11 protein-coding genes and 1 pseudogene are annotated in these 12,948 nt (G+C 57.4%); 10 read left to right on the forward strand and 2 right to left on the reverse strand.

Going from position 1 to position 12,948, the window contains the following annotated elements; all coding sequences use genetic code 11:
• The first annotated feature begins 35 nt into the window (after nt 1-35).
• From KX729_RS22905 to KX729_RS34435, 3 genes are all read left to right on the forward strand, one after another.
• A complete protein-coding gene (locus KX729_RS22905; RefSeq protein WP_219744804.1) occupies nt 36-338 on the forward strand; it encodes a UBP-type zinc finger domain-containing protein in 303 nt (100 codons plus the stop codon).
• A 12-nt stretch (nt 339-350) separates the two neighbouring features.
• The gene (locus KX729_RS22910) at nt 351-2,036 is read left to right on the forward strand and encodes an FAD-dependent oxidoreductase (protein WP_219744805.1); all 1,686 of its coding nucleotides are present in this window, start codon (nt 351-353) and stop codon (nt 2,034-2,036) included.
• Between the two features lie 214 nt (nt 2,037-2,250).
• Entirely contained in the window at nt 2,251-2,463 is a 213-nt protein-coding gene (locus KX729_RS34435) for a contact-dependent growth inhibition system immunity protein (protein ID WP_219744806.1), read from the forward strand.
• A 415-nt stretch (nt 2,464-2,878) separates the two neighbouring features.
• Here KX729_RS34435 and KX729_RS22920 read toward each other — a convergent pair whose 3' ends face one another.
• Entirely contained in the window at nt 2,879-3,322 is a 444-nt protein-coding gene (locus KX729_RS22920) for a winged helix-turn-helix transcriptional regulator (RefSeq protein WP_219744807.1), read from the reverse strand.
• A 105-nt stretch (nt 3,323-3,427) separates the two neighbouring features.
• Between KX729_RS22920 and KX729_RS22925 the strand changes: the two genes are divergently transcribed.
• From KX729_RS22925 to KX729_RS22935, 3 genes are all read left to right on the forward strand, one after another.
• Entirely contained in the window at nt 3,428-4,177 is a 750-nt protein-coding gene (locus tag KX729_RS22925; RefSeq protein WP_376776043.1) for a DODA-type extradiol aromatic ring-opening family dioxygenase, read from the forward strand.
• A gap of 64 nt (nt 4,178-4,241) precedes the next feature.
• On the forward strand, nt 4,242-4,625 hold the full coding sequence (locus KX729_RS22930; RefSeq protein WP_219744809.1) for a DoxX family protein: 384 nt from the start codon (nt 4,242-4,244) through the stop codon (nt 4,623-4,625).
• 48 nt (nt 4,626-4,673) lie between these two features.
• Nucleotides 4,674-5,267, forward strand: a complete 594-nt coding sequence (locus KX729_RS22935; RefSeq protein WP_219744810.1) for an NADPH-dependent FMN reductase — start codon at nt 4,674-4,676, stop codon at nt 5,265-5,267.
• A 389-nt stretch (nt 5,268-5,656) separates the two neighbouring features.
• Here the strand turns inward: KX729_RS22935 and KX729_RS22940 are convergent, their stop codons facing one another.
• Nucleotides 5,657-6,091, reverse strand: a complete 435-nt coding sequence (locus tag KX729_RS22940; protein WP_219744811.1) for a transposase — start codon at nt 6,089-6,091, stop codon at nt 5,657-5,659.
• A 205-nt stretch (nt 6,092-6,296) separates the two neighbouring features.
• Here KX729_RS22940 and KX729_RS22945 point away from each other — a divergent pair.
• From KX729_RS22945 to KX729_RS22960, 4 genes and pseudogenes are all read left to right on the forward strand, one after another.
• Nucleotides 6,297-6,800, forward strand: a pseudogene (locus tag KX729_RS22945) (methyl-accepting chemotaxis protein); the annotation flags it as partial.
• 185 nt (nt 6,801-6,985) lie between these two features.
• Nucleotides 6,986-8,896 carry a diguanylate cyclase gene (locus tag KX729_RS22950; RefSeq protein WP_219744813.1) on the forward strand — a complete coding sequence of 637 codons (1,911 nt, stop codon included), beginning with the start codon at nt 6,986-6,988 and terminating at the stop codon, nt 8,894-8,896.
• A gap of 1,207 nt (nt 8,897-10,103) precedes the next feature.
• Nucleotides 10,104-10,763: a hypothetical protein gene (locus KX729_RS22955; protein ID WP_219744814.1), complete on the forward strand. Its 660-nt coding sequence runs from the start codon at nt 10,104-10,106 to the stop codon at nt 10,761-10,763.
• Between the two features lie 310 nt (nt 10,764-11,073).
• Entirely contained in the window at nt 11,074-12,816 is a 1,743-nt protein-coding gene (locus KX729_RS22960) for a flagellin N-terminal helical domain-containing protein (protein ID WP_219744815.1), read from the forward strand.
• Nucleotides 12,817-12,948: the final 132 nt, after the last annotated feature.

Below are 12,948 nucleotides of genomic sequence, written 5' to 3' on the forward strand. Positions count from 1 at the left end.
AAATCGACCAAAACAAGACATGATGGAGAACAAGCATGAGTGGATGCAGTCACCAAACCACGATCCGTGCGGTCACGCCGAGAACGATTGGTTGCGAGGAATGCCTTCAGGAGAACCAGACCTGGTTTCATCTGCGCATTTGCCGGGAGTGCGGCCATGTGGGGTGCTGCGATCAGTCGGTCGGGAAGCACGCGACGGCTCACTTTCATGAGACGCGGCACCCGATCATCGAGGGCTACGATCCTCCTGAAGGTTGGGGATGGTGCTATGTCGATGAGGTGTTCGTGGATCTCCCGGATCAGACGCCTCAGCGCGGTCCGATTCCCCGTTACTACTGAGGAGGGTCGGAGATGACCAGCGGTGGTAGCCGTGACTACCAGATGTTCCCCACCCTCGATCCGCATCAGGTGGACACGGCGAAGCGTTTCGCCGATGGAAATCTGCGGTACTTCCAGCCGGGCGAAACGATCTTCTCGGTCGGCGACAAGCACATCCCTGCCTGGCTGGTCCTCGAGGGATCGATGGATGTGGTCCGCCACGATGGCCTGAGCGGAGAAGTCATGGTGACAAGCCATGTCGCCGGGCAGTTCTCGGGCGAGGTCAGCCAGCTTTCAGGCCGCCCGTCTCTTGCGGGTGGACGTGCCGGATCAGGGGGATGCGCCGCATTCTCCTTCGACGCACCGCATCTCAGGTCGCTGATAATTGGCTCGGCTGACATCGGCGAAATCGTGATGCGCGCCTTCATTCTTCGCCGTGTCGCGCTGATCGACGAGGGCGGTGCGGGCTCGGTGCTTATCGGGAAACCGGGCAGTCAGAACCTGGTGCGGCTCCAGGGCTTCCTCGCGCGGAGCGGATATCCTTACGTCGTTCTTGACGCCGATGCCGACGGTGAAGGTCGTGAACTCGTCGACCGTCTCGGTATTCAGATCGGCGAGCTACCCCTGATGGTCTGCCCGGCCGGGACGGTTCTCAAGGATCCTACCGACCGCGAGGCCGCCATCTACCTGGGTGTCACTCCCGATCTCGTGCACGGCGCGATTTATGACGTGGCCATCGTCGGCGCAGGTCCTGCTGGGCTTGCGGCAGCGGTCTATGCCGCGTCGGAAGGACTTCACGTTCTGGCCATCGACGAACGGTCCGCCGGAGGACAGGCAGGCGCTTCAACCCGGATAGAGAACTACCTCGGTTTTCCCGCGGGAATATCGGGGCAGGCCTTGGCAGGGCGCGCGTTCAATCAAGCTCTGAAGTTCGGTGCGGAAATCGCGTACCCCCTCGGGGTCCGTAACCTTGCAAATGCGCCATCACCCGGAGGAGCAGGAGCGGTTCTGAAACTTCAACTGGACGACGGACAAAGCGTCGATGCCCGGACGGTGGTGATCGCATCCGGAGCCCGCTACCGCCGTCCGCCTATCACAAACATAGCAGATTTCGAAGGGAACGGCGTTTCATACTGGGCTTCTCCCATCGAGGCGAAGCTTTGTGAAGGCGAAGAGGTGGTCCTTGTCGGAGGAGGGAATTCAGCAGGGCAGGCGATCGCCTTCCTGGCACAGCGGGTGAGAAAGCTTCATGTCGTGGTCCGCAGAGCACTTGCTGACACGATGTCCAGCTATCTGATAGATCGGATCGCCGCACTTCCCAACGTCGAGATCCACGTCGGTAGCGAGATCGTCGAGTTGGAGGGTGACCGCGCGACTGGCCTGACGGGAGCAATGATGCGCGATCGTTCGTCCGGGGCCGAAAGGGTCTTCGACATCCGCCATCTTTTCCTATTCATCGGTGCGGATCCGAACACAGCATGGATCGCGTCGCCGGTTGCTGTGGACGACAAGGGATTCGTGCTGACGGGCAGACCCGATCCGGGAGGCCGCCCGGTCCTGCCACTTGAGACAAGCTCAGCAGGTGTTTTCGCCATCGGGGATGCAAGGTCGGGATCCACCAAACGCGTTGCCGCCGCGGTCGGCGAGGGCGCCGCCGTCGTCTCGCAGATCCACGAATACCTGTCTCGTGCGGCTCCGAACATACGGACGGCGAGCTGAAATGTTTGGAGGGGCAATTTCGAAGTCGCAGAACGCGGCGTTGCGACGCCGGGTTCCTTCAATTTGCCAGGTTGGATCGGTGCGGCTCCCTACCGTCCGTCCAGCGCGCGCAGCAACTCAGATAGCATTGTTTTTACGAGTTCCGCAGTGTGGGCAGAGTCGAGAGGATTTCGTCAGCGCGAAATGCTGGCGAACGTTACCCCGGGCAGAAAGCGTGCCGGAGGCGATCGCAAATTTCGCGGGCAGGGCTGATGCCGCGACCCGCAAAGGCGTACTGGCCGGCATGAAGATCTTCCTGGAGCGCTATCACAACCATGCCGACGAAGAGTTCATCAGGCGTTTTGGGCAGGATTTCCAGCCTGCGGAGATCGGCCAATCGGTTACCGAGTTCCTCGACATGGTGTCCGCGATCCTCGACAACCCGTAAGCGGGCAGCGAGTTTAAGCAGATCTACGACAACTCGACTTTGCTGCCGTTGCGCTACCTGCAAGTTCCGTCTAGCTTTCGAACGCAAGACATTGCTCCGAGGTCAAATCCACTGAACCCGATCGACGTGATAATCGACGTGATATGGCGATCTATCGAGCGCCGGAATCGCAAGGATTGGGTGATTTTGGCGGGAGGGATCCTTGTTCTCAGCCTGGTCGGACTGAGCCTATCCCTGCAGTTCGGCTAATAGTGATAGCCGCACGCAACGACAACGTTCGCAGTGGCCGGAACGCATCTTCCGCTTCGCGCCAACAGGAGACGTCAGCGGCGTCGAAGTTGACGGCTGTAATGGGGCCGGGAGGAGACTGTCCGTTGCCAAGGCAGACCAACGGAAGCGAACATGGCTGAAGTGGTCAATCTGCTTCCGAGCGCCGTTCGGCAAATTTGGCGCGGGCCTCGTCTATCCGGCTGTGGTTTTCCAGGACCCACTCGGCCAGCGCTCTGACTGGGCGCAGGAATTCCTCGCCCAGTTCCGTCAGCGCATATTCGACCTGTGGTGGATTGACCGGCGTCACCGTTCTCGAGACGAAGCCGTTTTCTTCAAGATCGCGCAAGGATGACGCCAGCACTTTCTGGCTGATTTCGCCGACCTGTCGTCTCAGCGCATTGAACCGGCAAGGTCCGCGTCCCAACACGCGTACGATCAGAACCGTCCATTTGTCCGTGACCCGCGACAGCATCCTGCCGATGAGAACACAGTTGGCGGTTTCCGGAGGGTTACCTGGTTGCTGCAAAGTGCCTCCTTGTGGGCAAGTGAAGATCAATTGTAATCTGGTTTCATTCGGAAACCAAGCCATGGTGGCTTGGGCGAAGGGACCGCCATGAGCAGCACCGGGCTACCAACCTATTTTCTCTCCCACGGTGGAGGTCCGTGGCCCTGGCTCAAGGCTGAAGGGGGGTCGATGTATGACCGCCTTGAGGCTTCGCTGCATGCGGTGCGGCGTGAACTCGGCGAGGCGCCCCGCGCCGTGCTGATGATCTCCGGGCATTGGGAGGCGGATCGCTATCTGCTGTCCTCGTCCGCCCGTCCGCCGATGGTCTATGATTACGGCGGTTTTCCCGAGCACACCTATCGCATCCGCTACGACGCGCCCGGCGCCCCGGCCCTGGCCGCGACGGTGAGCGACATGCTCGAGCAGGCGAGCGTCCCGTCGGGCCTCGATCCCTCCCGCGGCTTCGACCACGGCACGTTCACGGTCATGCATACGATATATCCGGATGCCGATGTGCCGTTGCTGCAGCTGTCGATCAACGCCCGCTACGATCCTGCCGAGCACATAAAGGTCGGGAAATTGCTGACGCCTCTGCGCAAACAGGGCGTGCTGATCATCGGCAGCGGCTTTAGCTTTCATGACACGCGGGCCATGCGCAGCTGCGCAGGAAAAGATGCCTCTGCGGCCTTCGACCGGTGGCTCGGGCACACCTTGGTAGACGTCCCGGCAGATGAACGAGAGCGCGAATTGCTGCGATGGAGTGACGCGCCAGCGGCTCGCCTGGCCCATCCGCAGGAAGACCACCTCATTCCGCTGATGGTGGCTGTCGGGGCTGCCGACGGCGATGCCGGTGCGCGAATCTATCATCAGGATGATTTTATGGGGATGATCACGGTGTCAAGTTACCGGTTCGGCGCCCCCGTCGTCTCCGCTCCCTGAAACCCAACCCGGGGTAATCCCGAATCAAGGCCGGGGTTCATCCCTATTCAAGGAAAGTATCGACATGACATCTACCGCTCACAGCCAAATCCGTTCCACGGAGATCGGCATATGGGTCCTGCGGGTCCTCCTGGGCGCCGCCTTTTTGTTCTTTTCGTTTATGAAGCTGAGCGGTCAGCTCAATATGGTGGCCGAATTCGACCTTGTCGGGCTGGGTCAGTGGTTTCGCTATTTCACCGGAGCTCTTGAACTGGTCGGCGGACTCGCCGTGCTTGTCCCCCGGTTCTCCGTTTTCGGCGCGATCCTCCTGCTCGTGGTGGACCTCGGTGCCTCCGTTGCCCAGGTGGTCATTCTGCACATGGACTGGATCCACTGCGTCGCGATTGCAGCTCTCCTCCTGTGGCTGATCTATCTCCAGCGCGCCGCCCTTCGTGCCTTCGCACGCTGATCAGACGTAACCGCCGCAAATTCACCAGTTGTATCAAAGGGAATAGCCATGACTTCCAAACCCCGCATTGCCCTCATCATCGGTTCCACGCGACCCACGAGATTTGCCGACAAGCCCGCCCAATGGATGCTGAAGCAGGCGCAGGCGCGAGGCGATATGGACGTGGAGATCATCGATCTTCGCGACCATCCTCTGCCGTTCTTTGACGAAATGGCATCGAACCTCTGGATGCCGAGCCAGCATCCGGAAGCCATCCGCTGGCAGGAAACCATCGGGCGTTTCGACGGCTACATCTTCGTTGTCGCGGAATACAACCATTCCATCACCGGCGTACTGAAAAACGCGCTCGATCAGGCTTACAAGGAATGGAACAGGAAGCCGTTCAGCGCCATCGCCTATGGTGGAACGGGCGGAGCCCGCGCCCTTGAGCACCTGCGCAGCATCGCGGTCGAGCTGCAGATGGTCTCGACGCATGCGGCGGTCCACATCGGCGGCAGAGATTTCATGGCGGTTGCGCCCAGAGGCGGAAACAAGCCTATCGAGGACATAGAGGCAAACTTGCTGCCGTCGGCCAAGATGGCTTTGGACGAGCTGGCATGGTGGGCAAAGGCGACGATGGCGGCCAAGGCGGCCGACGCTTGAACCCATGTGGCCCTGTTGGCGGTGGAACGCGTTGACTGATGGTCTCGCGTTTCATCGCTGACAGCTTCGACGTAAATTACCGTGGCGAAGATTCAGCGCCAGTGCTGTCGGTATGCGCGCCGTCGCGATGTCGGCTTCAGGTCAGGTGGCCGCCAGCTCTATGTCCCTTTGGGAGGCGCAGAGCCGCCTCACCGCATTCGGTCGCCGATGACCGGATTGGGCCGAGGCTGTGTGAAAACACCAGCGCATCTCGTAGCAATTCGTAATTGAGCTTGGTCTGGCGGAATTGGCTAGATGTTGCGCTTGTCGGATGCTGGAAGGCGTCGGAGATGGTCATGATGGTTCAATTGGGCGGCTCTTGGGGCCAAAATGGCGGTTCAGCGCCTACTTCAAGCGGCCATGGCTCTGATGAGCGCTCTTGCTCCAATCATGTTGATCCTCCGTTTGATGTTGTAGGTCAGCACGTGCAGCGCCATTTCTGTCCTGACGTTTTTCAATCTGCGCATCTGGAAATGAGTTGCGCCCATCCATGCCTTGATGGTTCCGAATGGACGCTCGACCGTGCATCTCTGGGTGCGCATGAGGCCCGGATTGTCTTCCATTCGGGAATACATAGCGTCGATCAGATGCTCGTGCTCCCAGCGTGTGATCCGCCGTTCGTTGCCTGTTGTGCATCGTGTCTTGAGGGGGCATGACGGACAATCCGTGCGCCAGTAGCACCGAAGCATCAGGCCCTTTTCCTCCGTGGCATCTGTACGCCAGCGCCTTCCCGGCAGGGCAAACATATGTATCGGCGCTGCCGTCGTAGACAAATCGGCCTTCACGAACAATGCCCTTCTTACGATTATTCGATGTCCCAGGTCTCGGAACTGTTGCCGTGATCCCAGCCTCATGACAGCTCAGCAGTTCAGCTCCGTTGAAATAACCACGGTCGGCGATGGCATCGAGCGTATCGACCTTCAGCGCGTCCATTGCCGCCTTGGCCATGGGGGCCAGTTGTGAACGTTATTGCCGATATCGGTGACCTCATCCGCGGCTATCGAGGCGGCCCGAGCGGGAAATGCGGGCAAAGGCTTCGCTGTCGTCGCGCAGGAGGTCCGAGAGCTGGCGCAACGCTCCGCTGACGCTGCCAAACAGATCAAGAACCTGATTGCGAACTCGGCTCACGAGTTGGTGCAAGGGGTTCGCCTTGTAGGAGACACGGGGCGAGCACTGCAAGAAATCGAGCAGCTTGTTATTGCCATTGACCGTAATGTCGATGCGATCGCAACTGCGGCATCCGAGCAGTCTGTTGGGATCGGCGAAATCAACGCCGCGATCAACTCGATCGACACGATGACCCAGCATAACGCGGGCATGGCCGAGCAGACGAGTGAAATCAGCCGAGCACTTGCGACAGGCGCAACCGCCTTGACCGAACTCGTCAGCCGCTTCAAGCTCAATCGCCGGGCAAAGCAACGAGACCCTGAGGCCGCCACACCAGACAAGGAAAGCGGGAATGCCGTCGGTCGCTACGACAAAAGGGCGGCCTGAGTTCGTAAATGCGACATCTTTTTCGGTCAGGAGAGGGCCGAGTTCCCGTAGTGGCGGGTTTCTCAACGCCTCCGCCGGCACGCCGCAGAAGAGTAGCCAAACTTTCATCCACAATAAGCCGCCTCTGCTCATTAGCAGGCGCGAAAAAGGTGAGGTGATAGGCTCCTGTCAGTACGGAGGACATCGTGGACGCAACAACGTATGCGAGTCGCAGCAGGGCTGCGACGCTGAATCTCACGATGTTCATCGTGTCTGTCGTCGGCCTCTTATCGGTCGTTCTATGGGACGAATACGCGGGTTGGGTATCAACCGTCGCCCACATTGAGCATGAACTGCTTCAGGACTCGCGCGCCATCGCGCAACATGTGGATGACACTCTCCAGGTCGCAGAACTTGCGCTTTCGGATCTCACGACGGAACTCCACGATGAAGTCGGATCGACGGCACTTCACGACAAGCTCGTCAATGTCATGAAAGGGCAGGTCGCATCGGCCCGCCGGATCGACTCCCTATCGTTCATCGGGCCCGATGGGCGGCTCGTCGCCACTTCTGTTTCCGGTGCGCCGAAGGAAGTCAGCTTTACCGACCGAGCCTACTTCAAATACCACGAATCCAACAGCAGTTCGGTTCCTTACATCGGTCCGCCTGTCGTCGATCGGCTGCGCGGGGGCTGGATTATCACCATCTCCCGCCGTTACGAAAACCACGATGGCTCATTCGGCGGTATAGTCATCGCAACAGTCTCGCTTCGATACTTTGCAGACTTCTTTCGAAACTTCGATGTTGGTGATGATGGGGCTTTCCTGCTTGTCCGCAGCGACGGGATGGTGCTGACACGACTGCCGTTACAGGAGGACCTCCTCGGGAAGGATATCAGCAGCCACGACCTGTTCCAGCTCTACCTGAGACAGGGGTCAACTGGCGTCTACCATTACCGATCCCCCGTGGACACGGTTGAACGTATCAGCGCCTTCGTCAAGAGCCCGACCAGTGGCATTGTTGTGCAGACTGCAGCGTCGCGGGCTGAAACGCTTTCCGACTGGATCAACAGCGCGCAAATCCGTTGGCCAACCTTCCTTGCCATGCTTGTCCTTGCATCTGTGGCAGGCTGGCGCTGGAGCATCCAGGCGAAGCTTCGGCGCAAGAGCCAACGCGACCTCAGACGCCGCGAAGAGGAGTTGCGCCTCATTGCGGAAAACTCTGCTGATCTTATTCAGCGTTTGAGCCTTGGTGGAACACGGGAATACGTCTCCCCTGCATCTCTGGCCCTTTATGGCATAGCTCCGGAAGACCTGAAGGGGAAAAACATGCTGGAAGGGCTGGACGAGGATAGCGCGTCCAGTGTCAGATGGGCGTTGGAAAGAATGGCATCGGGTGTGCGCTCGGAGAAGATCACGGCCCGCCGCAGGCTGCCTGACGGTCGCACCATATGGGTGGAAACCACGTTCAGCCGTTGTGAGCCGCACCCTGAGGCCCCTGCCAGTATCGTTGCCGTGACCCGGGACATCACGCGGGAGAAGGAAGAACGCGATCGGCTTGATACGCTCGCCCGGACAGACGCTTTGACCGGTCTTGCCAATAGGCGCGCTTTGGATGAACGATTGGCAGAATTTGCATCGACGACATCTCTTGCGGCACCCGTCTCCTTTCTTCTGATCGATGCTGACAATTTTAAGAAGTTCAATGACACCTATGGGCATGAGGCAGGCGATGCGTGCCTCAAAGCCATGGCGCAAGCTTTGCAGGGCGCGGCCTGCCGGCAAGGTGATCTGGCGGCGCGGTACGGAGGAGAGGAACTGGCTCTCCTGTTGCCCGGAGCAGATGCCGACGGCGCAGCGCTTGTGGCGGAAAACGTCCGGCGAGCGGTCGAAAATCTCAACATAGACCATATCGGCAACGCTCTTCACGGTAGCGTTACTGTCAGCATTGGCGTATCAACTGCAGTCGCAGGATCAAACGGTGCTTCCGTTTCATCCGTGTTGATGGAGGCCGATCAGGCGCTCTACATGGCCAAAAACGCGGGACGCAACCGGGTGTGCACAGTACCTTCCGAGACGCGGTGGACCCTTCGGTCAGCGAGAAGATGGTCCCGCTAATATCGTCTCGCGGAGACGTCCAAAGTCGATGCTGTGATTATTTTGCTCACAGACACGTACAATCCTCCACTCGGGTCGAACACCTGTCAGGATGCCGATCTATGTGGATCAGATGATTTACGTTCTTGGTCGCGGAGCAGCGCTTCTCGCAATGTCACTCCTCGGGACCTGGGTGTAGCCATTTGACATTGGTCAACTCTGCTCCAGCTTCGAAGCTGGGAGGAAAGTCCAATGAGGCGGTATACGATCTTGAAGACGATCGAGCATTTTCAAAATCTTCTTCGGACTGAGGCTGATCCTGAGCGAAAGGCACAACTAAGGCAACTTCTTAGGCTTGAGTTTGAAAAGCTGGATGCCGAAGCTCTCCATGAGCGCTCGAAACGTGACTCGTCGTAGACCACGGCGCCGATCTCGTCACGCTGTCTGGAAATATGTTTCGTTAAGGCTTTGCTGGCATCATTTGAGTGCGCGACAAAGTTGTGCGTACGCGCATGTTCCACTCAATAGCCACACGTATATCAACTGATTACCGACGCTCGTCGCTAAACGACTTACACCCACACTCCGGCCTTCATAGAAGCCGCGCTGCGCGGCCTCCTCCTTGTAGCATTGTTGTAGTAGCTGCCGGCCTGCTGATCGGATCGGTGCCTCGCTCTTCTGCTATTGGGGTGTTATGCACAGCATCAGCGACAGCCCGAAGCTCAGAAAAAAGCGGCGGTGCTGGGTGGAGAGTTGGAACAAGGGAACCTCTTGAATCAAGACACGCCAGCACCCGCTGGCGCGCAACGGGTGCTGGCGCCGGTAGGCTCAAGCGGGGGGTAGGGAGATCGACCACCGTCGCCGCGCAACCTTCAGGATGAAGGATCAGCGGTCGCCGGCAGGGGCGACGACCTTGCCAGTCGCGATCAGGGCGCGGACGGATTGGAAGATGGCTTCCAGGCTTGTGTAGTGCGGATTGTAGCCAAGGCGGGTGCGGCTCTTGTCGATCGAGTGCGACGATGCATAGCGGCAATCTAGGTGAGATTCGTCTCATCCTAATTGTCGCGCTATACGACGTTTCGCGCCGATGAGCGAGGCGATCGATTTCTGTTGATAAAAATTATCTGCAAGTGTGTAGCGCCGACACCATTAGCGTAAAATTCGAATCGCCGTGCAATTTCAAAGCGCGACGCGATCGAGATCCGGTTTACAGGCAAGGCGCTTCTCAATGAAAAAACCTTCATTCCTCAAGCGCGATAATGCTCTAGGGCTTTTCAACGATACCAAACAGCGGCTGGGCTTACTTCAGAATAAGAAGCGTGAAAACAGCTTCATCCCAGCTTTACATCGTTTGTTTGGGGAAAATCCTTCGAAGGGGAGGGTAGCCAGAATTGGCAACTCGGACTTCACCTATCACAGCCTCAAAAAGACCCTTGTCAGTTTTCTGCCGACGTCGTGGGAAGAAGAGTTGGTGCGAACGAAAGCAGAATGGCCGGGGTGCCAAAATTGGTGGGCTGGATTCCCTTTCATCGCGCTGATGGAGATCCTGCCCGACGGTGATGGAATTTCAGGCACACTTAGGTTGCACGCTGAAGTTGGGCCTGTTGCAGACCACGGGAAACGCAGGGCGGTAATCTTAGCTATCCAGAAGGCGGCAATCACAAACGATTCGCTTCGAATTCGATTTCCGATAGGCGCGACGGATAAGGGCCGCCTTTACTCCAGATTTTTGACCGGAAATGATGCGCCGGTAAGCGACATCCACGATGCTGCCAATGTGGAGGAAAGTATGAAGAGTTTAGTTGCGGAATTCGAACCCGAGTTTGCATTGGTTGCAGACGTCCTGTCTCGATGGACTCCGTCGGAATTATCTGATTGCGGTCCCTGATACCAAAGGCTTCAAGATTTACGTTCAGGTAAGAATTATGAAGAAATGAGCTCCGATTGTTAATATTACCCTTTGCATTAACCAATTGTTAAAGATTGGTGCTGCAAAAAGGTTAACGAAAGGGTTGGGCTGCTCAAGAGAAATCTCCTGCCTGACCTCCCTAAAGCATTGAATTTATTTGTTTAAGGGGTACGGTCCCACCATTACGGCGGGCACCCTAGTGGTTAACCGTTAAAGTGTTCCCATCACTGCTAGCCTTTCCGCGGACCGCGCCGTCCGTCGGCTAGCCTTTGCTCGCGGGGCTTTTAACATGACCAGTATCCTGACCAATACAGCAGCTTTGGCCGCACTCCAGACTCTCCGTTCCGTTGGCGGGCAGCTTAATCAAGCGCAGACTCAGATTAGTTCGGGTCTGCGCATTCAAACGGCTACCGACGATGCCGCCTACTGGTCAATCGCGACGACTATGCGGTCCGACAACGGTTCGATTTCAGCTGTCCAGGATGCTCTTGGGCTGGGAGCTGCGAAGCTCGATGTTGCCTATACCGGGACGAACTCGATCGTCGATGTTATCAGCGAATTCAGAGCCAAGCTCGTTGCTGCGAAGGACGTAGGCGTCCATCGCGCGAAGATACAGGAAGAACTCGCACAGTTGAACCAGCAGGCCGAAAGCATCGTGGACGCTTCGACATTTAGCGGGGTTAACTGGCTTCGGACGTTTGCGCCGATCCATTTTATGGATGGCCCAGACCTGACGACATCTCTGGTCTCGTCATTCACCAGATCGGATAAAGGAAATGTTTCTGTAACTCAGATCCCGATCGACCTGAAGAAAATCTCTATGTTGAATGAAGGCGGCGGAGGTATTCTTCAAAGAGAAGTTGGATCGCTGGGGGATATCGGCGGATTTAAAGATTCCCATCTGTTGGCGTCAGCGCATAATGGGCACGAGGCACATGCGTTCACCGGCCCGGCAACGTTCGTCGGATCAGACTTCATTGAGTTTTCGGCCGTTGTCGATGCAATCGACCACACTCTTTTTGGTGGACCTCTAGATCCTGGCGTCACGTATAACAATATCCGTATCGACAAAGCAGTCGTTGACGCCGCACTCGGTACCACCGATGGCACCGTCCATAATGCCGCTGAAATGCGCAAGGTGCTTCAGATGGCTTTCGACAATGCGGGCGTTCCCGCCTGGACTGATACGCCGGCTGGATTTACCCAATTTGGAGAAGCACTGGAATTTGGATCAATGGAAACTCTACCGAATTTTGGCTCGAGCATTGATCTTTTTGGTTTCACGTCCAACTTCGCAGGTGTTCATCCCGCCGGCTTTGCGCTGGGCCTTGAAGACGCACCCACGCACGATCACGATGATATGTTGCCGAAGGCGTCGGTAAATTTCTCACAAGCTTTCGAGATTTCCGGCCGCGCGACAATTACGTTCGACGTGCAGATCGATAACGGCCCGACACAGCTTGTCACCGTAACGAGAGGAACGGTCAACAATGCCCTTGGGACAAGTGATGGTCGGGTAAAAGATGTCGATGACTTCGCCGCAGTATTGAACCTGGCCGTCGCGGGCACAGGGCTGATAGCGACATCCGCCGACCCCGAGTTTCCTGGCATCCTGACTTTCAGAGCAGATCCCACGCTTTATCCAGAAGCCGGAAATAAGGCCGCACATTTTTCGGTGACGAACGTCAAGACAGACCCTCCACAGTTTCTCAAATTCGGGTTGGCCGAGATCGATGTTACAACCGAAAAATACACAATCGATGAGTATATTGAGGGCATCGACTATATGCTTAAAAAGGCCATAGCGAGCGCATCTATCTTGGGATCGTTAAGCTCGCGTGTCGACATGCAATCTGATTTTGCCAGCAGGCTTATGGACAGCCTCGACAGTGGTGTGGGTCGATTGGTCGACGCCGATATGAATGAAGCGTCGACACGGCTCAAAGCGCTCCAGACCCAAGAACAACTCGCACTTCAATCGCTGCAGATAGCGAACAGCAATGCTGAAAATATTATGCAGCTTTTCAGATAGGCGGCGAGATCCGGCGGACACAAAACGGTTCGGATGCTTGACCACATCTGACGCTCACGCCCGGGCCAAGTCGGTGTAGCGGTTTTGGAGTGAGCGGCTGCGCAAGGAAGACATCCAGACAAGAGTTGCCGA

The organism is Neorhizobium populisoli (genome assembly GCF_019430945.1).
GTDB classification, from domain to species: Bacteria; Pseudomonadota; Alphaproteobacteria; order Rhizobiales; family Rhizobiaceae; genus Neorhizobium; species Neorhizobium populisoli.